General features: G+C 40.9%; 27 protein-coding genes, 1 pseudogene and 1 riboswitch. Of the genes and pseudogenes, 22 read left to right on the forward strand and 6 right to left on the reverse strand.

All coding sequences use genetic code 11. From position 1 onward, the window contains the following. Window positions 1-43 precede the first annotated feature (43 nt). Window positions 44-604, forward strand: coding sequence for an AAA family ATPase (locus NSQ43_RS10185; RefSeq protein ID WP_339249861.1), 561 nt, complete (start codon window positions 44-46; stop codon window positions 602-604). A 107-nt stretch (window positions 605-711) separates the two neighbouring features. Here NSQ43_RS10185 and NSQ43_RS10190 read toward each other — a convergent pair whose 3' ends face one another. After that, window positions 712-1,644 (reverse strand): alpha/beta hydrolase, encoded by a 933-nt coding sequence (locus NSQ43_RS10190; protein ID WP_339249863.1) that lies wholly within the window; start codon window positions 1,642-1,644, stop codon window positions 712-714. A gap of 9 nt (window positions 1,645-1,653) precedes the next feature. After that, window positions 1,654-2,559 (reverse strand): hydroxymethylglutaryl-CoA lyase, encoded by a 906-nt coding sequence (locus tag NSQ43_RS10195; protein ID WP_339249865.1) that lies wholly within the window; start codon window positions 2,557-2,559, stop codon window positions 1,654-1,656. Window positions 2,560-2,664: 105 nt separating this feature from the next. On the opposite strand from NSQ43_RS10195, the gene NSQ43_RS10200 reads away from it, so the two are divergent. The 4 genes from NSQ43_RS10200 (at window position 2,665) to NSQ43_RS10215 (ending at window position 5,105) form a co-directional block, all read left to right on the forward strand. Next, window positions 2,665-3,852 carry an acetyl-CoA C-acetyltransferase gene (locus tag NSQ43_RS10200; RefSeq protein ID WP_339254866.1) on the forward strand — a complete coding sequence of 396 codons (1,188 nt, stop codon included), beginning with the start codon at window positions 2,665-2,667 and terminating at the stop codon, window positions 3,850-3,852. A gap of 17 nt (window positions 3,853-3,869) precedes the next feature. Beyond that, a complete protein-coding gene (locus NSQ43_RS10205; protein ID WP_339249866.1) occupies window positions 3,870-4,121 on the forward strand; it encodes a YqkE family protein in 252 nt (83 codons plus the stop codon). A 109-nt stretch (window positions 4,122-4,230) separates the two neighbouring features. Next, window positions 4,231-4,755 (forward strand): YhcN/YlaJ family sporulation lipoprotein, encoded by a 525-nt coding sequence (locus tag NSQ43_RS10210; protein ID WP_339249867.1) that lies wholly within the window; start codon window positions 4,231-4,233, stop codon window positions 4,753-4,755. 191 nt (window positions 4,756-4,946) lie between these two features. Then, the gene (locus tag NSQ43_RS10215) at window positions 4,947-5,105 is read left to right on the forward strand and encodes an aspartyl-phosphate phosphatase Spo0E family protein (protein ID WP_339249869.1); all 159 of its coding nucleotides are present in this window, start codon (window positions 4,947-4,949) and stop codon (window positions 5,103-5,105) included. A gap of 52 nt (window positions 5,106-5,157) precedes the next feature. Here NSQ43_RS10215 and NSQ43_RS10220 read toward each other — a convergent pair whose 3' ends face one another. Then, entirely contained in the window at window positions 5,158-6,252 is a 1,095-nt protein-coding gene (locus NSQ43_RS10220; RefSeq protein ID WP_339249871.1) for a branched-chain amino acid aminotransferase, read from the reverse strand. A 195-nt stretch (window positions 6,253-6,447) separates the two neighbouring features. On the opposite strand from NSQ43_RS10220, the gene NSQ43_RS10225 reads away from it, so the two are divergent. From NSQ43_RS10225 to NSQ43_RS10250, 6 genes are all read left to right on the forward strand, one after another. Further along, window positions 6,448-7,587 (forward strand): FAD-dependent oxidoreductase, encoded by a 1,140-nt coding sequence (locus tag NSQ43_RS10225; RefSeq protein WP_339249873.1) that lies wholly within the window; start codon window positions 6,448-6,450, stop codon window positions 7,585-7,587. Window positions 7,588-7,616: 29 nt separating this feature from the next. Next, window positions 7,617-8,711 (forward strand): carbohydrate kinase, encoded by a 1,095-nt coding sequence (locus NSQ43_RS10230; RefSeq protein WP_339249875.1) that lies wholly within the window; start codon window positions 7,617-7,619, stop codon window positions 8,709-8,711. Next, entirely contained in the window at window positions 8,711-9,622 is a 912-nt protein-coding gene (locus tag NSQ43_RS10235) for a pseudouridine-5'-phosphate glycosidase (protein WP_339249877.1), read from the forward strand. Before NSQ43_RS10230 ends, NSQ43_RS10235 begins: the two co-directional genes overlap by 1 nt. 147 nt (window positions 9,623-9,769) lie before the next feature. After that, on the forward strand, window positions 9,770-9,988 hold the full coding sequence (locus NSQ43_RS10240; RefSeq protein WP_339249879.1) for a hypothetical protein: 219 nt from the start codon (window positions 9,770-9,772) through the stop codon (window positions 9,986-9,988). A gap of 27 nt (window positions 9,989-10,015) precedes the next feature. After that, window positions 10,016-10,357, forward strand: coding sequence for a hypothetical protein (locus tag NSQ43_RS10245; RefSeq protein ID WP_339249881.1), 342 nt, complete (start codon window positions 10,016-10,018; stop codon window positions 10,355-10,357). A gap of 146 nt (window positions 10,358-10,503) precedes the next feature. After that, a complete protein-coding gene (locus NSQ43_RS10250) occupies window positions 10,504-11,274 on the forward strand; it encodes an exodeoxyribonuclease III (RefSeq protein WP_339249883.1) in 771 nt (256 codons plus the stop codon). Window positions 11,275-11,372: 98 nt separating this feature from the next. Here the strand turns inward: NSQ43_RS10250 and NSQ43_RS10255 are convergent. Continuing rightward, a pseudogene (locus NSQ43_RS10255) lies at window positions 11,373-11,657 on the reverse strand (general stress protein); the annotation flags it as partial. Between the two features lie 225 nt (window positions 11,658-11,882). Next, window positions 11,883-11,984: riboswitch (purine riboswitch) on the forward strand. Window positions 11,985-12,129: 145 nt separating this feature from the next. Here NSQ43_RS10255 and NSQ43_RS10260 point away from each other — a divergent pair. The 5 genes from NSQ43_RS10260 to NSQ43_RS10280 all read left to right on the forward strand — a co-directional run bounded on the left by NSQ43_RS10260 (window position 12,130) and on the right by NSQ43_RS10280 (window position 15,984). Continuing rightward, complete coding sequence (locus tag NSQ43_RS10260; RefSeq protein WP_339249885.1) at window positions 12,130-12,717, forward strand: xanthine phosphoribosyltransferase; 588 nt, start codon at window positions 12,130-12,132, stop codon at window positions 12,715-12,717. Further along, window positions 12,714-14,018: a nucleobase:cation symporter-2 family protein gene (locus tag NSQ43_RS10265; protein ID WP_339249887.1), complete on the forward strand. Its 1,305-nt coding sequence runs from the start codon at window positions 12,714-12,716 to the stop codon at window positions 14,016-14,018. Before NSQ43_RS10260 ends, NSQ43_RS10265 begins: the two co-directional genes overlap by 4 nt. A gap of 145 nt (window positions 14,019-14,163) precedes the next feature. After that, window positions 14,164-14,829 (forward strand): helix-turn-helix transcriptional regulator, encoded by a 666-nt coding sequence (locus NSQ43_RS10270; RefSeq protein ID WP_339249889.1) that lies wholly within the window; start codon window positions 14,164-14,166, stop codon window positions 14,827-14,829. Next, window positions 14,789-15,328, forward strand: a complete 540-nt coding sequence (locus NSQ43_RS10275; protein ID WP_339249890.1) for a hypothetical protein — start codon at window positions 14,789-14,791, stop codon at window positions 15,326-15,328. Before NSQ43_RS10270 ends, NSQ43_RS10275 begins: the two co-directional genes overlap by 41 nt. A 74-nt stretch (window positions 15,329-15,402) precedes the next feature. Next, a complete protein-coding gene (locus tag NSQ43_RS10280) occupies window positions 15,403-15,984 on the forward strand; it encodes a hypothetical protein (RefSeq protein ID WP_339249892.1) in 582 nt (193 codons plus the stop codon). 39 nt (window positions 15,985-16,023) lie between these two features. Here the strand turns inward: NSQ43_RS10280 and NSQ43_RS10285 are convergent, their stop codons facing one another. Then, the gene (locus NSQ43_RS10285; protein WP_339249893.1) at window positions 16,024-16,239 is read right to left on the reverse strand and encodes a hypothetical protein; all 216 of its coding nucleotides are present in this window, start codon (window positions 16,237-16,239) and stop codon (window positions 16,024-16,026) included. A 103-nt stretch (window positions 16,240-16,342) separates the two neighbouring features. Next, entirely contained in the window at window positions 16,343-17,245 is a 903-nt protein-coding gene (locus NSQ43_RS10290; RefSeq protein ID WP_339249895.1) for an aldo/keto reductase, read from the reverse strand. Window positions 17,246-17,348: 103 nt separating this feature from the next. On the opposite strand from NSQ43_RS10290, the gene NSQ43_RS10295 reads away from it, so the two are divergent. The 6 genes from NSQ43_RS10295 to NSQ43_RS10320 all read left to right on the forward strand — a co-directional run bounded on the left by NSQ43_RS10295 (window position 17,349) and on the right by NSQ43_RS10320 (window position 22,551). Continuing rightward, a complete protein-coding gene (locus NSQ43_RS10295; protein WP_339249898.1) occupies window positions 17,349-17,897 on the forward strand; it encodes an NUDIX hydrolase in 549 nt (182 codons plus the stop codon). A 54-nt stretch (window positions 17,898-17,951) separates the two neighbouring features. Then, window positions 17,952-18,464 (forward strand): hypothetical protein, encoded by a 513-nt coding sequence (locus tag NSQ43_RS10300; RefSeq protein ID WP_339249899.1) that lies wholly within the window; start codon window positions 17,952-17,954, stop codon window positions 18,462-18,464. Between the two features lie 86 nt (window positions 18,465-18,550). Next, complete coding sequence (locus NSQ43_RS10305; protein ID WP_339249901.1) at window positions 18,551-19,009, forward strand: Fur family transcriptional regulator; 459 nt, start codon at window positions 18,551-18,553, stop codon at window positions 19,007-19,009. Window positions 19,010-19,090: 81 nt separating this feature from the next. Beyond that, complete coding sequence (gene xerD, locus NSQ43_RS10310) at window positions 19,091-19,990, forward strand: site-specific tyrosine recombinase XerD (RefSeq protein WP_339249903.1); 900 nt, start codon at window positions 19,091-19,093, stop codon at window positions 19,988-19,990. A 54-nt stretch (window positions 19,991-20,044) separates the two neighbouring features. Next, complete coding sequence (gene deoB, locus NSQ43_RS10315; protein WP_339249905.1) at window positions 20,045-21,241, forward strand: phosphopentomutase; 1,197 nt, start codon at window positions 20,045-20,047, stop codon at window positions 21,239-21,241. Between the two features lie 2 nt (window positions 21,242-21,243). Continuing rightward, entirely contained in the window at window positions 21,244-22,551 is a 1,308-nt protein-coding gene (locus NSQ43_RS10320) for a pyrimidine-nucleoside phosphorylase (protein ID WP_339249907.1), read from the forward strand. Window positions 22,552-22,564: the final 13 nt, after the last annotated feature.

Consider the following 22,564-nt stretch of genomic DNA (forward strand, 5'->3'; position numbering starts at 1 on the left):
TTGACAGGACATTGTACTCGATGTTTGGTAATGGGGTGGAAGAGTGAAAAGGTTAGCGATCATTACTGTTGGAAAGACACATAGTGGAAAAAGTACATTTGCAAGGGATTTAGAAAGAGCGTTGGACAACTCTTTTGTTATGGACCAAGATAATCACGCTGAATTTATTAATTTGCATTATAAAAAGTTGCAACCGAAATCAGGTCCTAATACGCTAAAGCATTCCATTTCAAAGTTAATAGTCGAGTACGCAAAGGAACATACAGACTTACATATTATTGCAAGCAGTGCAAATCGGACGATATCAGGAAGAAGGTACTTATTGGAAGAAGTGTATCCTAAAGATGAATTTGTCCGTATCTTAGTCCATTTCGATATTTCGGATGAAATTCTTCTTGAACGGATTGCCAATAGCCAACGCAGTACAAACATTTTCAGGGGCAATTACACTACTTTTAAGGATGTGTTAATGAGGCAGCAGAAAGAATCCAAGCTTGAAGATGTCATTGATCCGGATGAAGGCGAAGCTGACTATTTATTCGTCATTAAAGATGGTGATGAGATTGGCTCTATTATAAAAGAAATTATTAGTCTTTCTAAATAGAAGAAAAGATTACGCCTGTAAAATAAAGACATTTCATTCAATTTTATGACAGTACCTCAAAAAGACCCACTCTTTATAGCAAAGAAAGAGAAGGTCTTTTTCGTTTGTTATGAATTAAATCCAAACTCATGTAAAAACTGAAGCACTGCTTTTTCATATTCCTCTGGATTTTCATTGAATGATTTGGCATGTGCGCCTTTAGGGAACAGTTTCATCATCTTTTTATCTTTTTTTAAACCGAAAAGTTCCTTCGTCATTTCAGGCAAGATGAAATCATCTTCCATGCTGTGGATGAAAAGCATAGGTAATGAAATATTCTTGATAGCTTCTCTGGGCGAAATAAGATTTGTTGTGTAGCCGTCCCTTAATTTCAAGATTAGGTTTGCTGCACGCAGTGTCATCGATGTACGTAGAGGTGTGGTTGATCGCAATATATGAAGAATCTGCTCGGTGAAATCAGAAAACGGACAATCGACGATATAGAAATCGGCTTCACCTTCAAAATCTCCACCATATAAAATCGTCGCCGCAGCACCCATGGACTCGCCGTGGATTCCAAGGAGAGCTCGGCTTCCGATACGATTCCGAACTTCTGTAACTATAGCGTTTAAATCAACCTTTTCGTAAAATCCGAAACTTGTCGTTTTGCCACCTGAATCGCCGTGACGTCGGTGATCGTAGACAACAGAATTAAAACCTAAGCGCTCAAATAATCTTGCGTATTTTACAGAGTTGATCTTATTTTCAGTCACCCCGTGGCAAATAATCACCGTTCGTGTAGTATCCAATGGTTGCAAGTAAACTGCCCGAAGCTTATAGCCGTTCGGAGAATTTACCCAGAAGTTTTCTTTTCGTACAGTTTCATACCATTGCTGGTCAAAACGCTTTGCAATTATTTCACGTTTAAGAATTACATCATTATCCTTCAATTTCATGTACATTAATCGACTGGTTGCATAAAACCCTAATATTGTAAGAATAGCGGTGTAAATGCTTCCTATAATACCCGTTATATAAAGGAAGCGCCGTTTCAATTTCATTCAACTCCTCTAAAAACCGCGGTTTTTGTATAATCTGTACATACCTGTTTCTATCGGTTGTGAAACATGCGGAGCAATTTTTTCAACAGCCTCACATACTTTATCGACATCGACTCCTGTTATGATGCCCATTGAATCTAACATATTCACGACATCTTCAGTTGCGACATTTCCTGTCGCTCCGGGTGCGAAAGGGCATCCACCAAGACCACCGGCAGATGTATCAAATCGGTCGATACCTGCCTGCAGTGCTGCGAAAATATTGGCAAGTGCCATTTTACGTGTGTCATGAAAATGGGCGGTTAAGAGAACTTTATTATTTAACTCCCCTTTAAGCAGATTGAATAATTCGTAGCTTTCAACAGGATTAGCCATGCCGATTGTGTCTGCAACGCTTAATTCATCAACCCCTAACGAAACGAAGCGTCGGCATAAAGCGATGACATCATCTTTATTAATCTTTCCTTCATATGGACAATAAAATGCGGTCGAAATACACGCCCTTACGAAAACAGCTTTGTTTTTCAGCCGATTAATAACAGGTTCAAGTGCATCCATGCTTTCCTCAGTTGTTCGGTTAATGTTTTTCTGATTGAAAGTATTGCTTACACCAACAAAAACCGCAATACTTTCTGCTCCGGCTTCTATTGCAAGTTCAGCGCCTTTTTCATTTGGAGCGAGGACAAACTGTCGACCGTTTTTAACAGACTTTTTTACGATATTTTTAGCATCCGCCAATTGTGGTACCCATTTCGGCGATACGAATGAAGTGAGTTCCATTTCCTCAATACCAGACTCTTGAAGTGCGTGGATGAATCTAACTTTCTCTGTTTCTTCCACATAATTCTTTTCATTTTGAAGACCATCCCGCGGTCCAACCTCGATAATTGTAACGTTCTTTGGTAAAATGAACATATCATCCCTCCTACTTCTATTGTACTGAAGGGATGCGATAAAGGGCAATTCAGAATGAAGAAAATCTCGGGAATATGAAAATGTCATTAAATGATAGGGGGAATTATTTTGTCAAATGAAGTCGTAATCGTTAGTGCAGTTCGTACAGCAATCGGTTCGTTCTTAGGATCTTTGAAAGATGTATCCGCTACAGAGCTTGGAGGAATTGTTATTAAGGAAGCTCTATCGCGTTCGGGTATTAAAGCAGAGGAAGTTGATGAAGTAATCATGGGGAATGTCCTGCAGTCTGGACTTGGTCAAAATCCAGCACGCCAAGCAGCTATCAAAGCAGGTCTTCCGGAAACCGTACCCGCAATGACGATCAATAAAGTTTGCGGTTCTGGATTGAAGGCTGTTCACCTTGCAAGACAGGCAATTATCGCAGGTGACGCGGATATCGTAGTCGCGGGTGGAATGGAAAATATGAGCCAAGCCCCGTTCTTGTTGAAAAATGCACGAGATGGATTTAAGATGGGTGACCAAAAGGTGATCGACAGCATGATTTCCGACGGACTTTGGTGTGCATTCAACGATTATCATATGGGCATTACTGCGGAGAATTTATGTGACCGTTATTCATTAACAAGGGAAGAGCAGGATGCGTTTTCAGCAGCTTCACAGGAAAAAGCCGCTGCCGCAATTGAAAGTGGAAAATTCAAAGAAGAAATTGTTCCGGTTGAAATACCTCAACGTAAAGGTGAACCAGTGATCTTCGATACAGATGAGTATGTGAAAGACGGGACTACTATTGAGAAGCTTACAAAATTACGTCCTGCTTTCAAAAAAGACGGCAGTGTGACTGCGGGGAACGCATCGGGTATTAATGATGGTGCTGCTGCATTCGTCATTATGTCTAAACAGAAAGCTGAAGAGCTTGGAGTTGAACCTCTCGCAATCATCAAGGCAAATGCGAATGCCGGTGTAGATCCAGCTGTAATGGGAATTGGACCTGTACAAGCTGTGAGAAATGTATTAGAGAAATCTGGATTGGAACTTGCTGATATTGACTTGATAGAAGCGAATGAAGCATTTGCAGCTCAATCGCTCGCAGTAGATCGCGAACTTCAATTCGATAAAAAGAAATTGAATGTAAATGGTGGGGCAATTGCCCTTGGTCATCCAATTGGGGCAAGTGGTGCAAGAATACTCGTTACATTGCTGCATGAAATGAAACGTCGTGAGGCAAAAACAGGACTTGCTACACTTTGCATCGGTGGGGGACAAGGGGTGGCCACAATCGTTCAACTTCCATAAGAAAGAAGGTGGACCGTATGGCAAAGAAAAAAGAGAAGAAGCAACTTGCGCCTAAAAAGCAAGAAAGCGAAAAGGCAACTCTGATGGATTCACTCGATTATGATATTGTATCTAAGTTGAAAGAAACCAAAAAAGAGTTGATGGCAAGCGCCCAAGCGAAGGAAGAAAAACGTCTCGAAAAACTTCGGAAAGAAAAAGCGGAACGCGAAAAGAATAAATCTTTTGCAGAACTTTTGGATGAATATGGAGACAGTGGCTCGAAATATTAATAGATGGTCAAAAAAAACGGGTGGATTTCTCATCCGTTTTTTTGTTGCCTGTATAGAATTTCAGATTTTACACACCATACAGGTGAACTATAAAAAGGAGTGAATAACAATGAAAAAAATAGCTTTGTTTCCACTAACTGTGGTTATGGTGGTTTTATTATTTGGGTGCGGCACGAATAATGATAAGAATACGACAGATAACAACGCAACCAATGACGTGAATAGGACCGGGGAGAGCGCAGCAGGAACAAACGATACATCGAACAATAACACTAATGGAACTATGAACGATAATTCTGTAGAGTCGAAAGTCGAAGTGGCTGATGATGCAGCAGATAAAATCGCCGCACTTGATGAAGTTGAAAGTGCAAATGTATTGGTGACAAACAACAATGCATATGTTGGGGTTGTTTTAAAGGATGGAGTCAATGAGGATGAGGCATTAAAGAATAAAATCTCGGATGAAGTAAGAAATGTCCATCCCGACTTCAATAATGTCTACATTTCCTTTAATCCGGATGTTGCACAAAGTTTTATGGATTACGGCAAACAAATCCGTGAGGGGCATCCAGTTGAAGGTTTTTTTGACGAAGTGACCGAAAGTATCAATCGCATGTTCCCGGAAGCAAAATAATTCGATAAATTGTGTTTTCTATTTGATAAGGATGGGTATGTACCTAAATATACATGCCTATTCTTTTTGTTTGTGACAGCTTTGTGACGAAAGTATAAAATTTTGTTTGTAGTTACATAATCCGACATTTTTTTCAGTTAAAGTCGATTATGATGAGCAAGGATAATAAATTGATGGAGGATTAGTTGCAAATGGGATTGATAGATAAACAGATACTATCTGTAATGATTTACATCAAAAGGACAGAGATGGTCGAAAAAGCAAAAAATCGTGGATTGACACATCCTGAAGTGGTAGCGTGCAGCCAAGAACTTGACATATTATTGAATCGTTATCAAAAGATCGCATAGATTGTAAGCCTATTGAAATTGGCAGAGAGGAAAGATTTCTTCTCTGCCTTATTTATGCGAGTTTAGCCAACTCATTTTTCAATTCAATAACCCAATTAAATGGGTCCTCTGAAATCCCAGTTTGAATATTCGTTAACGTATCAAATAGCTGTCTTGACAAGGAACCGGTTTTTCCGTTGTTAACAATCATTTTATAGCCATCCCAGTTCAATTCTCCGACAGGTGATATAACAGCTGCAGTTCCTGTTCCGAAAACTTCCTCAAGTTTTCCTGATTCAAAAGCCTCCCTGATTTCAAAGATAGAAATTTTCCTTTCTGTAACAGGGATTTCCCAATGATGCAGCAGCTGAAGAATAGATTTACGAGTAATACCTTCAAGAATGCTGCCATTAATAGCAGGGGTAATGATTTCTCCATCTATTTTAAAGAAGATATTCATACTCCCGACTTCTTCGATATATTTACGTTCCACACCGTCTAGCCAAAGAACTTGAGAAAGTCCGCGTTCGTTCGCAACTTCTTGGGCTTTTAATCCCGATGCATAGTTCCCTGCTGTTTTTGCCCCGCCAGTACCGCCTTTCACTGCTCTTACGAATTCATTCTCGACAAGAATTTTAATAGGATGAATGCCTTCTTTATAATACGAGCCTACCGGGGATAGAATGATGAAGAACTGATATTTTTTAGCTGGAGCAACTCCAAGGAAAGCCTCATTTGCTATCATAAATGGCCGGATATATAGTGACGTGCCTTTTACTGTCGGAATCCAGTCCCTTTCAATTTGGATGAGTTCTGTTAGTGCTTGTAATGCCATTTCTTCGTCAATTTTAGGCATGCAAAGCCGGTCTAACGATTGGTTCATCCTTTTCATATTCTCTTCCGGACGGAATAGCCTCACGACTCCATCAGTCGAACGATACGCTTTTAAACCTTCAAAAACTGTTTGACCGTAATGGAAAACAATTGCTGCAGGATCTAAAGTGATAGGGGCATAAGGTACAATTCGATGACTATGCCATCCAATCCCTTCATCAAACTCAGCTGTGAACATATGGTCGGTAAAAGTTCTACCAAAAACAAGCGTCTCTGGATTCGGCTTCTCTTTTCTTGAATCGCTCAGTTTAATCTGGATGGGTAAATTTCTCATGCTGATCAAATCTCCTCGTTTTAATTTTTTGTTATGTACTAAGTAATAAGAATAATTATACTTCTTTTTCAGTTGAAAATAAAGATTCTAATTATTTCATTATTATTTCAATTGTGAGAACGGTTTCATTTTGACTATGTTTGTATGTATGATTTTTAGGTTGTACACTATACCTAAAAAGAAAAGGTGTTTTATATGGAACGTTTCATTATAATCGGCGGGGGTATCTTAGGGGCATCAACTGCATACTTTTTGGCGAAAATGGGTGCTGATGTACACCTTGTCGACCGTAAGGATAAAGGACAAGCAACTGATGCCGCAGCGGGAATCATTTGCCCCTGGATTTCACAACGGAGAAATAAGGCTTGGTATGCTTTGGCAAGAGGTGGAGCATCCTATTACCCGGAATTGATCAGACAATTGGAGGAAGATGGTGAGACTGAAACGGGTTACCGGAGGGTAGGTGCGATTAGTTTACATAGTGAAATGGGTAAGCTTGAGAAGATGCAAGCGAGAACACTTATAAGAAGGAGAGAGGCTCCGGAAATCGGTGAAGTCAACCTGTTGAATGAAACAGAGACGTCAAATTTATTTCCCTTACTTTCGGAAAGGTTTTCATCGATTTCTGTAGAGGGAGCGGCACGGGTCGATGGAAGAGCGTTGCGGGATGCACTTATCAATGCTTCAAGAAAGCATGGGGCGACTGTGAAGTTTGGCGATGCGAAACTGACAACTGTGGGAAATAAGGTAAATGGAATCATTGTAGATGGAGAACAGGTTAAAGCATCTAAAGTGATTATTACTGCTGGTGCGTGGGCCGGAGAACTGTTGGAACCACTTGGATTAAATGTATCGGTGACAGGACAGAAGGCGCAAATCGTTCATTTGCGGTTGCCCTTTCAAGAAACGTCAGAATGGCCGGTAGTCATGCCGCCTACGGACCAATATATCGTGCCATCAGATGAGGGTAAAATAATTGTTGGTGCCACGCATGAAGATGATGTGGAAAATAAATTTGAACCTACTGCAGGTGGAATGTTTGAAGTTTTAGATAAGGCACTTAAAGTTGCGCCGGGTTTGGTAAAAGCGACCTTTGAAGAAGTTAGGGTAGGTTTGCGCCCATTCACGCCGGGGTTTTTGCCGGTAATTGGTAATGTGCCCGGTCATGCCGAATTACTTTTTGCAAATGGTTTAGGGTCGTCTGGGTTAACTGTTGGCCCATACCTTGGAAAGCAGTTAGCCAATATGGCTCTTGGGCATCCTTTGGACATTGACTTAACTTTATATAGTGTCGATGAAATTTTTTCTTGTAAAATGAAAAACAAAAGTTTATAATAAAAACAAATGTTTAAAGGGTGATGGAATTGAATGAAAAGGAAAGGGCTGTTCTTGACTTAATTCGAGCCAACCCTTATTTATCGCAACAAGAAATGGCTGATGCCCTTGGCATGTCAAGACCAACGTTAGCAAATCATATTTCCGGTTTAATCAAACAGGGGAAAATAACGGGTCGGGCATATATTCTTCCGGAAGAAAAGGAAGTTATCTGCATAGGCGGTGCCAATATAGATAGGAAATACCATTTGAATGAACATACTCAACTTGGAACTTCCAATCCTGCTTCAATGACTGTTTCGGTCGGGGGAGTCGCTCGAAACATCGCTGAAAACTTAGGGCGTTTAGAGCATCAAGTCAGACTGTTGACGGTTGCTGGAAATGATAGTGACTGGGATGTAATCTCGAGGGTTTCCTCATCCTTCATGGATGTTTCGGATGTTGGCCAACTGGTTGGCAAGTCGACAGGCTCTTACTCAGCAGTTTTGGATCCCACGGGAGAACTTGTCATCGCATTAGCGAATATGGAAATCTATGATTCCTTGAATCCTATCTATTTAGAGGAAAAATCGAGGGTCATTTCAAACGCTTCCATGATCATCATCGATTTAAACTGTCCAAAAGAATCTGTCGATTACGTTAAAAACTTGGCAAGACAAAAAGGAAATCAACTTGTGATCATTCCTGTATCTTCACCAAAGATGAATAGGATGCCGAGTGACCTAAATGGAGTTACATGGTTCATCTGTAATCAGGATGAAGCAGAGACTTATACAGGTATAACCATTGACAATGAAGAAGACTGGAAGAAAGCTGTCCAGGAATTGCTTAAATTTGGTGCTGAAAATGTTGTTGTAACAGCCGGATCAAGAGGTATAATGGCGGCTACGTCCGGCGGCGAGCCAATCCGTTTCCCAGCTGTACAAAATGTGCATGTGGAAGATGTGACCGGGGCAGGGGATGCCTTTGTCTCAGGATTGCTTCATGGACATTTAGTTGAAGGTTCTTTTGAAGAAAATGTCCGAATGGGATTAATGAATGCCGCAAAGACATTGGAGAGCCCTTACACAGTAAGACCTGAATTAAACAGAGAGCTTCTTAAAAAAGAATTGGAGGAATTATGATGAAACAATATCTAGAGTATTCAAACGAAGTACAAGAGGCTATGGCTGCTGGGAAACCGGTAGTTGCATTAGAATCCACAATCATTTCGCACGGTATGCCTTATCCACAAAACGTTCAAACTGCACGCGAAGTAGAACAAATTGTTCGTGATAACGGTGCAGTTCCAGCAACAATTGCCCTCATTGATGGCAAGATAAAAGTCGGTCTTTCAGACGATGAACTTGAAATGTTCGGTAATAGCCAAGGTGTTGCAAAAGCATCAAGACGTGACCTTGCGTATTTGCTTGCTACGAAGCAACTTGGAGCAACAACAGTTGCTACGACGATGATTGCTGCTGCGCTTGCTAACATTAAAATCTTCGTAACTGGCGGAATCGGTGGCGTACACCGTGGTGCTGAAACAACAATGGATATTTCTGCAGACCTTGAAGAGCTTTCACAAACAGATGTTGCTGTTATTTGTGCGGGTGCGAAATCTATCCTGGACCTTGGATTGACACTTGAATACTTGGAAACAAACGGTGTACCAGTCATTGGATACGGCACGGATGTACTTCCAGCTTTCTTCACACGTGAAAGTGATTTCAAACTTAATATCCGCGTAGATGATCCGGAAACAGTCGCAGACGTTCTTCGTGTGAAATGGGATCTTGGATTAAAAGGCGGCGCAGTTATTGCAAATCCAATTCCAGTGGCAGATGCTATGGAAAAATCATTCATCGACGGTATTATTAATGAAGCACTCAAAGAAGCAGAAGAGCAAAATATCGCAGGAAAAGATGTTACACCATTCATGTTAGGAAAAGTGAAAGATCTTACAGAAGGCCGTAGCCTTGAAGCGAATATCGCTTTAGTTAAAAACAACGCTGTAGTTGGTGCGAAAATCGCAGTTGCATTAAACGCAAAATAATAGAACTTGTAAAGAAGCTGTCCAAGAATTAGTCTGGACAGCTTTTTTTTTTGGTGTACACCTCTACGCTCAAGAATAGCCGTCCCGCGCTCAAGATTTCCGATTCGCGCTCAACAATAGCTGTCCCTCGCTCAAGATTTCCGATTCGTGCTCAACAATGGCTGTCCCGCGCTCAAGGTTTCCGATTCGCGCTCAAGAAAGGCTGTCCGGCGCTCAAGGTTTCCGATTCGCGCTCAAGAAAGGCTGTCCCGCGCTCAAGGTTCGCGATTCGCGCTCAAGAATAGCCATCTGGCGCTCAAGATTTTCGATTCGCGCTCAAGAAAGGCTGTCCGGCGCTCAAGGTTTCCGATTCGCGCTCAACAATAGCCGTCCCGCGCTCAAGGTTTCCGATTCGTGCTCAACAATGGCTGTCCCGCGCTCAAGGTTTCCGATTCGCGCTCAACAATAGCTGTCCCGCGCTCAAGATTTCCGATTCGCGCTCAAGAATGGCTGTCCGGCGCTCAAGGTTTCCGATTCGCGCTCAACAATGGCCGTCCCGCGCTCAAGGTTTCCGATTCGCGCTCAACAATAGCTGTCCCGCGCTCAAGATTTCCGATTCGCGCTCAACAATGGCTGTCCCGCGCTCAAGATATCCGATTCGCGCTCAACAATGGCTGTCCCGCGCTCAAGGTTTCCGATTCGCGCTCAAGAATAGCCGTCCGGCGCTCAAGATTTCCGATTCGCGCTCAACAATAGCCGTCCCGCGCTAATGGTTCCTGTCTAACGCTCAAAACATCTTTACCTGAACACTAATCAAGCTATCCTCAGCTATTAATCTTTGACGAGACACCTATTTCTAGTACAATATAATGTATTGTGTGTTGGGTGAAGGAGCTTTTATCATGAAATTAATCTCTTGGAATGTTAATGGATTAAGAGCCTGTGTAAGAAAAGGGTTTCTTGACTATTTTAAAGAACAGGACGCAGATATTTTCTGCATTCAAGAAACAAAACTGCAGAGCGGCCAAATCGAGCTTGAGCTGGAAGGGTATCACCAGTATTGGAACTATGCACTGAAAAAGGGGTATTCAGGCACTGCGGTTTTCACAAAAGAAGAACCATTAAGCGTTAAATATGGAGTAGGGGATATGGACTCTGAAGATGAAGGAAGAATTCTGACATTGGAATTCCCGAAGTTCTATTTAGTGAATGTCTATGCACCAAACGCACAAAGGGACTTGGCACGACTTCCTTTCAGAATGGATTGGGAAACAAGAATGAGAGACTATTTAATACAGCTTAATCAAGTAAAGCCTGTCATTTTCTGCGGCGATTTAAATGTAGCACATCAAAATATCGACATCCGAAATTTTAAAACGAATGTAGGGAATTCTGGCTTTACCGAAGAAGAAAGAGGGGAAATGACGGCATTATTAAACGCGGGGTTCATCGACACGTTCCGTCATTTAAATCCAGAAGTTGAACATGCCTATACATGGTGGTCCTATATGCGTAATGTCAGGGAGCGGAACATTGGCTGGCGTATTGACTACTTTATCGTTTCAGACCGTATCAAACATTTATTGAAAACTGCTGACATTCATCCGCATATTATGGGAAGCGATCATTGCCCGATTGTGTTGGAATTGGACGTTGCCGTGACAACTGCATAAGCTATACAAAAACAGCCGGAAGAGGTATTTTCTAACCTCTTCCGGCTGTTTAGGCTTATATACTAATAGTGTTTTCCTGCTTAGCGGTTGTTGTTATCATTATCATTTTGTTGGGCGCGGGCTTCTCCGCCTTTACGTCCGATTTCTTCATAGAAATCTCTGTCATGATTTCGAGCGGTAGCTTCTCCACCTTTACGCCCAATCTCTTCGTAGAAACTTCTATCATGGTTTTCAGCCGTCGCTTCTCCACCCTTACGCCCGATCTCTTCATAGAAATCTCTGTCATGGTTTCTTGCAGTTGCTTCTCCGCCTTTACGGCCTGCCTCTTCTAACGACATTTTTCCACGATTGTTGTTGTTGTTGTTGTTGTTGTTTTTAGCCATTGAAATATCTCTCCTTTAAGTTTGATATATTTGTAGTGGCCTACAGTCCATATATAGCCGAAGTTGAAAAGATTAAACAGTATTCCAGTCGACTTAACCTTATTGAAATATTGGTAATGATTTCGAGATAAAAGTTTTGAATTTGTGATGTTTATATACTATTCCGCGAATGATAGATTGATAAAAACTTTGTTGAAAACTGTCGAAAGCGTGATATAATTAAAGCCTAATTAATAAACATCCACTCATATAATCGCGGGAATATGGCCCGCAAGTTTCTACCGGTTCACCGTAAATGGACCGACTATGAGAAGCAAGAAGTGAAAGCATATGCTATTAGTGCATATTTTTTCGCTTTATATTCGGTATTTATAAAACCGGATGACCTTGCTCCACTCATGAAAATGAATGGATGCACGATCATCCGGTTTTTTGTGTTGTGATCGTGATAAATCAAAGGAGGAGCATTAGCTTGAAACAATTACAGGAAAAAATCATGAAGGACGGCAAAGTACTTTCCGATCAGGTGTTGAAAGTGGATACGTTTTTGAATCACCAAATCGATCCGGAATTGATGAAGGCAATCGGAGAAGAGTTCGCAAACAGATTCAAAGATAGCGGAGTGACAAAAGTACTTACGATCGAATCTTCGGGTATTGCACCAGCAATGATGACTGGCTTAGAGTTAGGTGTCCCTGTGATTTTTGCCCGTAAACGAAAGTCGTTGACGATGACCGATAACTTGCTTACAGCGAGTGTACACTCCTTCACGAAAAATGAAACAAACGAAATTTCTGTCTCAAAAGACTTTCTTGAAAATGGAGATAAGGTGTTAATGATAGATGATTTTCTTGCTAATGGCCAAGTCGTCTTAGGATTAAAAGAGATCATTGATCAAGCAAAGGCGCATCTAACTGGGGTAGGCATTGTTATTGAAAAAGGATTCCAACGGGGCGGTACAATGATTCGTGAAGAAGGCATTCGGGTCGAGTCTTTGGCAATTATCGAATCGCTTCAAAATGATCAAGTTACATTTAAGGAAGAAGGTACATCTATATGAAATCTACCGTATTAGGCTTCCAGCATTTATTGGCAATGTACGCGGGGGCAATATTAGTACCTCTTATAGTTGGGCAAGCGATCGGGTTGACTTCCACACAATTGACGTATCTTGTGTCAATTGACATTCTCATGTGCGGGATTGCAACGATCCTACAAATTATGAACAACCGGTTTTTCGGAATCGGATTGCCTGTCGTTTTAGGATGTACATTTACTGCAGTCGGTCCGATGATTTCTATCGGAGATAAATACGGAATTTCTGCAATTTATGGGGCAGTCATCGCTTCTGGACTGATCATTGTTCTCATTAGCACTTTTTTTGGAAAGTTGATCAAGTTCTTCCCACCAGTCGTAACAGGTTCTGTCGTAACAATTATCGGTATCACTTTAATCCCTGTCGCTTTGAATAATATGGGTGGTGGAATGGGCGCACCGGATTTCGGATCAAGCATCAATATTCTTCTTTCGTTTGGAACTCTTCTATGCATCATCCTCCTATATCGATTTACAACAGGTTTTCTTCGATCAATCTCGATTCTGCTTGGAATGGCTGTAGGTACAGTCGCGGCTATGATGATGGGTATCGTGGATTTCGGTGCTGTGAAAGAAGCTTCGGCTTTTCATTTACTAACGCCATTCTATCTTGCTACACCGACGTTCCATCTTGTTCCGATTTTAACGATGACGTTGGTAGCAATGGTTTCATTAGTAGAGTCCACGGGTGTGTACTTTGCATTGGGCGATATAACTGAGAAGGAAATAACTAAAAAAGATTTGGAAAAGGGTTACCGTTCAGAAGGGCTGGCTTCGTTGATTGGCGGGATTTTCAATGCATTCCCATACACGACATTTTCACAAAATGTCGGTTTGGTCCAAATGTCAGGAGTCAAATCACGCAAGGTCATTTTAATCACAGCGATCATGCTTGTATCTTTAGGTTTCATGCCGAAGGTCGCGGCAATGGCAACAGTCATTCCAACTTCTGTGTTGGGCGGGGCAATGGTGGCGATGTTCGGCATGGTTATTTCACAAGGTATCAAAATGTTGAGCAAGGTAGTAGGGGAATCACAAGAAAACGCAATGATCATCGCTTGTTCAGTTGGCCTTGGTCTTGGCGTATCTGTCGTTCCCGATATCTTTGCAAACCTTCCTGCGAGTTTCCAAATGCTTACAAGCAACGGCATCGTTGCCGGAAGCTTAACAGCAATTACATTAAATATTATATTCAATATGCTACCTTCGAAAAAGCGAAAGCAAGCTAAGGCTGCGCAGGTTCAGTTGACTGAGCAAGAAGCTTAATACTATACGGCATACAAAAACGAGACTCAGAATTAGAGTCTCGTTTTTGTTATTGTCCTTCTATTCTTACATCGATTATGCAAACCTAATGTTAAATATCCCCAAGTGAAGGTGATACCTATGGACGTAGGAACTTTAATTAAAAATGGAGCGACGTACACAAAAAATGAAACAAGCTGTCTTGGCAAAAGGGATTTGCTCCATTTCATATTTGAGCAGGATTGAGAATGGCAAAATTGAGCCAAATGAAGAGGTTGTGGAGATGCTTTTCAATCGATTGGAGTTATCTTTTCCAGAAAAACCTTCAGTTGAAAGAGTGGACGTTGATGAAATTAAAGAGCTTTGTACAAAAATCATCAACTTGCGTGAGGATATTCCTAAAATTATGGCAGAAATGCATCTTTATATAGCAAGCAAAAAAGGACATACATTAGGCGCTGTTAGAATTCCCTTAGAGAAGATGATCCTTCCACCCGATGAACTTGTTAGGGTGGATAATAATTCAATCTACATGATATCACCGCAAGAAGGAAACCTTTCAATTTATGAAATAAAACCTGGAAAAATATTTGCCAAGCATTTGAAAAATAGAATTGAGAGGTTCAAGGAGTCGAAGGAATATAGCGCATGGAAATCTCAAACAGCTACGAATAAGACAGAAGAACAAGTAGTAACTATTGCAGCAAATACTGGCCCGAATGGATATTTACACAGATCTGATGTTGCTAATAGAGCCGATAGAATGATTGGTTACTCATGGAAAGTTATTAGTGGTAATAAACAACAGGGCATCAGGAACTTTACTTCCTGATCATGTTAGAAATGCTTCGGTGGGTTCAACAATAATTGGAATTCCATATAAATGGGGCGGAGCGGACGCGCACGACTATGGTGCGGGAGGAAGGAGTAACTTTGGAACGTATCAAAGTCAGGGCTTTCAAACAGGTGACATTGATTGGAATGATTATGGGGTATCGAGTGTTACTGGATTAGATTGTTCTGGATTTGTAGGACTTGCTTGGTTTAGGACTGATTTAAAGTATGGAACATCTACTTTGAGTAATATAAGTCACGCTATTACTAAACCACAACTTAAGCATATGGATGCTTTAAATGACAGCGGTTTCCATACTCTACTTTATGTAAATGGCGGCTTAACTAGTATTATTACTAAAGAGGCCGCAAAAGATGGTACACAAGGTGCTCAAAACTATTCACGTACTTGGCATTGGCTTGAATCAACACATAAATTTCTTCCGATTAGATATAATAAGATTCTTGATGATGGAAGTCCTATTCCTGGTTCCTAATTAACTACCTTTTACAGATGGTCTTGAAATTTCAAGTGCTGTCTGTAATTCTTTTTATAGGAGGGAAGAGTAATTTGGAAAAAACTCATCTCATCTACGTAGGTATATTATTACTTCTATTAGTCGGTTGTGTAAAGGACGCCTTGCCACAACAATCCATAGCCACAAATGAAAACGATAATTGGAAAGAACAAATATTTGAGTTGAATGATAAACTTATAGAAAATGATAAAAAGATAAATGAGTTGTATACAATAATAGAAGGTATAAATAGCATTGAAAACGAAGCTTATAAAGAATTAAATACCAAAATCCACATGTTGGAAAGCCTTGTGTCACATATTCCTAACATAGAAAAGAAGCAAGGTTTTATTGATGAGATTAATATAAATGAAGCTAATATTACGTTTAAAGTTAACTATGCTGAAATGACAGAGGACAATAACGCGCCAAATGGATTTATTATTGAAGAGAAAAAGAAAGGAACTATTTCCGTAGATTTAGGCGCAAGTTATTATATTCTAGAAGGCAACCAAATTCAATTTAAACAAACTATTGAGGAATTCAATGAAGTGGTAAATGACTATAATCGCTTTTTCAACCTTTATATTATTGATGGCAAGGTAGTAATGTTGGCAGAACAATATTTACCGTAAAAAAACGGGACCCCATAATAGGGTCTCGTTTTCATTAGCTTATTTGCTGTCATCAGTATCCGTGTCAGTATCTGCATCATCATCCACATCAAGATCCACATTCGTATCTGTACCGTCATTTGTGTCAGCAGGTGGGTTATTGACATCTACGTCCGTATCATCATCGCCATCTGCACAAGCTGCGAGTAATCCTACGGATAGGAATGTCGCTGCTCCAAGTTTCAACCATTTCTTGTCTTCTGTGAGTAGTTTCATTGAAATCTCCTCCAAGGTGTAATCTTTATTTGTTGCCTACTTGTTAGATACCCTTGAAATAGTCTCCTAATCATTACAGATTTATTACGAGAATATTACATGTTTATACTCGGTGTTGTTTGTACTGATGCACATCGGTCAATTCAGCGATGGACGCTAACTCCGACTCACTCACTGCATTATCATACGCAACAATCGAATCTAAAAGCTGATCCATTGAACTAACACCGATTAATGCGGAAGCTACTATATCTTCCTTTAGATTGAATGCTATCGCATGGGCACTAAGATTATTGGTAGTTCCATGCAACTCATCAACCATCCTTTTCAAGTCTTCTGCACCATACTCAACAAAGCCATCCATCTTATCAACCCTCGAAATACCTTCCCCTGTCAATAAACCTTTTGCTAATGTTCCCCTTGTAATGACGGATGCATTAGCTTCAAGAATCATCGGGAACCATTCCTCTGGACGACGATCCAACAGACTGTATTGCATCATAACCGAAACCGCAGAACTGCTTGTTAAAAAGCGTTCAATGACATTCGGTCGAATGGATGAAATTCCGTATTGCCGGATGACGCCTTCCTTTTTCAACTCCTCGAAAGCTTCAATCGTTTCCGTCACATTATCCTCCATCGTCCCACCATGCAATTGATACAGGTCGATATAATCCGTTCCAAGCCGTTGCAAACTCTCTTTTACTGCCTCTTTTATATATTTCTTCGATGCATCCCAGCGCCAGCCTTCCTCTCCGGGGACCATACGATTCCCGACTTTTGTCGCAAGAATGATTTCATCACGTCTGCCTTTCAATGCTTCGCCGACCAGTGCTTCATTTCTGCCACCGGCATATAAATCCGCAGTGTCAAAGAAGTTAATGCCAGAGTGCAGCGCTGCGTCTACGATATTTTTCACTTCATTTAAATTATCAGGGAAAGACATACACCCGAGTCCAAGTTCCGATACATATAAGCCACTTTTACCAATCTCTCTTTTTTTCATCAGAGCACCTCCACAATTGTTTTCATCCACTACACTTCACTGTACAATGTAGAGGTTAATAGGGAAAGTATTGTTACTTGGAAGGAAAAAGGAGTGTGTCAAAATGAATAATCGTTTTAAGGAAAAAACTGTTGCAAGCGATGTTTTATTCGAAGGGAAAGTTATCTCCCTTCGTGTCGAAGAAGTTGAACTGCCTGACGGGAAGCGTGCGAAGCGGGAATTAGTTGGTCATCCCGGAGCAGTAGCAGTCATCGCGATAACCGACGACAAGAAACTTGTTCTTGTTGAGCAATACAGGAAAGCATTAAACCGTTCCATTATCGAAATTCCTGCTGGCAAGATTGAACCGGGTGAGGATATCGAAGTGACAGCACTCCGAGAATTGGAAGAGGAGACAGGTTACGGGGCAAATCAATTCGAATACCTACAATCCTTTGCCACATCCCCCGGATTTGCAAATGAAATCATTCATATTTACGTAGCGCAAGGATTATATAAAATAGACAAGCCCGCACAAGGTGACGAAGATGAATTCATCAATATTATTGAAAGTACTCTCGAAGAAGCCGAGCAAATGGTGTTAGATGAAAGGATTTTCGATGCCAAAACGGCCTTTGCGATTCTTTATGCAAAAAAACTTTTAAATAAATGAGCTATTTAGGAACGGACAAGCATACGTTATAGAAACGATGCGGAGGTGAAACCTATGGTCCGTTCCTTATCATTTATCCATCTATTTATCGTACTAGCCGTCGGTTATATTGGCGGGGCATTGTTATTCAGAGAAATTCCAGTCGTTGCATCCGAAAAATGGATCGGGTTTTTCGATCCAAGAGTTATCTCGTCCAGTGAAGGCACATTTTTTAGACCTTTATTGACGTTAATTATATTTTTCGTTGTTGCATTTCTGACTTCGATGAATAGTAAAACAAGACATGCTATTCTTTTTGTAGGAGCTATTAAATGTGTTTTGTTTGGATTATCATCATCTTACTTACTTTCTTCAGGAATGAAATTATGGGCATATACAATCTGGTGGTTCCCGTTTCAACTCCTGTCTTGCTATCTTTATTTAGTATACTGCAATGTTTTGAGTCCGCCATTTTTTAATCGGATTTCAAGGAGAGGACGGAACTTACAGGCGGTTCCGTACTTAGCCGGCCTATGTTTGTTGATCTTTTTAATAGAAATGACAATATTTCATTTTCTTATTAAATAACTCATTTAATAGTTTCATATTCCCTTTCTGTTGTCACACTGAAGGCCCATTTGATATAATGGGTTTAGTGTTGAGGGGGGCGTCATATGGAGAGCCGGATTGAACGGATCAAAAAGCAATTGCACGGGGCCAGCTATAAGTTGACGCCTCAGCGGGAAGCTACGGTCTTGGTCCTTCTTGAAAACGAAGAAGATCACTTAAGCGCTGAAGATGTTTTTTTACTTGTGAAAGAGAAAGCGCCAGAAATTGGCCTGGCAACTGTCTATCGTACATTGGAACTGCTGACTGAACTGAAAATTGTCGATAAGATTAATTTCGGTGACGGTGTCTCTCGGTATGATTTACGACAAGAGGGGGCATCCCGTTTTCACCATCATCTTATTTGTATTGAATGTGGAAAAGTCGCAGAAATACAAGAAGATCTATTGGGCGATGTGGAGAAAATTGTCGAAAGCCGCTACGGTTTTACAGTTAAGGACCACTGGTTGACATTCCATGGTGTTTGTCAAAGTTGCAAGTCTTCGGGAAATGATAGTAAAAAGTGAAAGGGGGATGGCGAGATGCTGTCCCTTTTTGTCATTTTAGAGTAGGGGAGAGAATGGCATGAATGATTTTGCCTGCTTACCATGAAAGATGGAAAATTTGCGTTGGAAGATTATATGCATTTTCTTAAGGTGGAAAGGCAACTTTCCAAAAACACAATTTCGTCATATAAAAGAGATCTTGTTGAATATATCGATGCAATGGAAAAGATCGGTATGGAGTCAATAGACAAAATAGATCGTTCTTGCATTTTACGACATTTGCATAAATTGAAAGAAGAAGGGAAATCTTCACGGACGATAGCTCGTCATATTTCTTCGGTCAGGTCCTTTCATCAATTCCTGTTACGTGAAAAAGTGACAACACAAGATCCTACCGTTCATCTTGAAATGCCTAAACTTGAGCAAAAATTACCATCTGTACTTTCAGTTGAAGAAGTGGACAAGCTAATATCGATGCCAGAGAGCAGTAAACTTCAGGGAAAAAGAGACATAGCATTATTAGAGTTGCTATATGGTACCGGAATGCGTGTCAGTGAACTAATAGGACTTGATGTGGAGGATGTCCACTTATCAATGGGATTCGTCCGCGTTTTCGGAAAGGGCGGTAAGGAAAGGATTATACCACTTGGCGGTGGTGCGTTAAGGGCGTGTTCTACATACTTAAGAGAAGCGCGTCCCGAATTCATTGCAAAAACGAAGGAGGCGAATGCCTTTTTCGTTAATATGAGAGGGACTCGCTTGACAAGGCAAGGTTGTTGGAAAATTTTAAAAGGATATGCCATGAAAGCGGGTATACAAAAGGAACTGACACCGCATATTTTACGTCATTCTTTTGCCACACATCTTATTGAAAATGGTGCTGACATTCGTGCAGTACAGGAAATGTTAGGGCATGCGGATATTTCAACTACACAGATTTATACTCATGTAAGTAAGGCGAGGCTGAAGGATGTATATGTAAAGTTCCATCCAAGAGCTTAAAAGAAATATGTACGCGCCATCTGGAGCTGGGCATAACAAACTGGAGGAATCAATATGGAAAAACAACAATTTAAGCGTATTCATTTAATCGTTCTCGACTCAGTCGGGATTGGAGAAGCACCAGATGCCGATCAATTCGGGGATGTAGGAGCAGATACACTTGGACATATTGGAGAAAAAATGGGCGGCCTAAAGATGCCGAACATGGGAAAAATGGGTTTATCGAATATTAAAGAAATCAAAGGAATCGCTGTCGAACCAAATCCGATTGGACTTTATGGAAAAATGCAAGAAGCATCAGTTGGAAAAGATACGATGACAGGACATTGGGAAATGATGGGGCTAAATATCGATAAACCATTTAAGGTATATCCAAACGGATTCCCACAGGAATTAATTGATGAGTTGGAGCAAAAGACAGGAAGAAAGGTAATTGGCAACAAACCTGCAAGCGGAACTGGAATCATCGAGGAGCTTGGTGAGGAACATATGAAAACAGGTGCCATTATTGTTTATACATCAGCGGATCCCGTTCTTCAAATCGCTGCTCATGAAGGAATCATACCTATTGAAGAGCAATACCACATTTGCGAAATCGCACGAGAGATTACATTAAAACCGGAATTTCTTGTTGGCAGGGTAATCGCAAGACCATTTGTCGGCGAACCAGGAAATTTCATCCGTACGACAAACCGTCATGATTATGCATTAAAGCCTTTCGAAAGAACGGTCATGAATGAATTGAAGGACGCAGGTAAAGCAGTTATTGCAGTGGGTAAGATTTCCGACATTTTCAATGGTGAAGGTGTGACGGAAGCGGTACGAACTATCAGCAATATGGACGGCGTCGATAAATTGCTTGACGTCATGAAATCTGATTTTAATGGGCTAAGCTTTACAAATCTTGTTGATTTCGATGCTTTATATGGACACCGCAGAGATCCAATCGGCTACGGAAACGCATTACAGGATTTTGATGCAAGAATTCCAGAAATCATGAAGGCTCTAAAGGAAGACGATTTGTTAATCATAACTGCGGATCACGGCAATGACCCAGTTCATAGCGGGACTGATCACACAAGGGAATATGTTCCGCTAATAATTTACTCGCCATTGTTTACAAAGGGTGGCGAGCTGCCTTTACGGAATACATTTTCGGATGTAGGTGCAACAATTGCTGATAATTTCAGTGTGAAGTTACCTCAGTTTGGAGAGAGCTTTTTAAGTTTAATAACGGAAAAGGTGAGATGACTATGTTCAGAATGGTTGATATTATTGAGAAAAAAAGGGACGGGGAAACATTAACGAGAGAAGAAATAACATTTTTCATCGATGGATATACAAATGGGTCCATACCGGATTATCAGGCAAGTGCATTTCTAATGGCAGTATATTTCAATGGGATGACTGCAGAAGAACAAGGGCATTTGACGATGGCCATGGTGGAATCAGGCGATCAAATCGATTTATCTGCTATTGAAGGAGTCAAGGTAGATAAGCACTCAACAGGTGGGGTAGGGGATACAACAACTCTTATTCTTGTGCCGTTAGTGGCGGCATGCGGTGTACCTGTTGCCAAAATGAGTGGAAGAGGTTTAGGTCATACTGGAGGAACGCTTGACAAGCTTGAATCAATTGAAGGTTTTCATATCGAACTTACAGAAGAACAATTCGTCAAACAGGTGAATGATCTTAAACTTGCTGTCATCGGGCAAAGTGGCAACTTGACACCTGCTGATAAAAAGCTGTATTCCTTACGGGATGTAACTGCAACTGTAAATAGCATTCCACTAATTGCAAGTTCAATTATGAGTAAAAAAATTGCCGCAGGTGCCGATGCAATCGTTTTGGACGTCAAAACAGGTGACGGGGCATTTATGAAAACGGAGGAAGACGCTGAAGCATTGGCACATTCTATGGTATCGATTGGCCATCAAGTCGGTCGTGACACAGTTGCCGTCATTTCGGACATGAGTCAACCTTTAGGATACGCAATCGGAAATGCTCTTGAGATTAAAGAGGCGATTGACACACTTAAAGGACAGGGGCCAGAAGATTTAACAGAGCTTTGTTTCGTCTTAGGCAGCAAAATGATTGTAGCCGGCAAGAAGGCTGATTCAATTGAAGAGGCTCGAAAGATGTTAGAGAAAGTCATTGCGGATGGTTCGGCTTTAGAATTGTTCGGCAAGTTAATCGAAGCACAAGGCGGAGATGCTCGTATAATCCACGACACATCTTTATTGCCAACAGCTAAATACGAAATCGAAGTTCCGGCGCTTGCCTCCGGCACAATTTCAAAAATGGAGGCAGATGAAATTGGTGTCGCTGCAATGCTTCTTGGAGCAGGTAGAGCGACGAAGGAAGACGAAATCGATCTCGCTGTCGGTATTATTTTGAATAAAAAAATCGGCGATTCTGTTGCAACGGGTGAGCCTTTAGCTACTATTCATTCAAATAATGAAAACGTAGCAAAATCCATTGAATTGATCCAAAAACATATTCATATTTCAGACAACGTACAAGAAAAACCTGAGTTAATTAAGAAATTAATAACAGAATGATGTAAACCATTCC

Origin of the sequence: Sporosarcina sp. FSL W8-0480 (assembly GCF_037963765.1) — a bacterium.
Lineage (GTDB): Bacteria > Bacillota > Bacilli > Bacillales_A > Planococcaceae > Sporosarcina.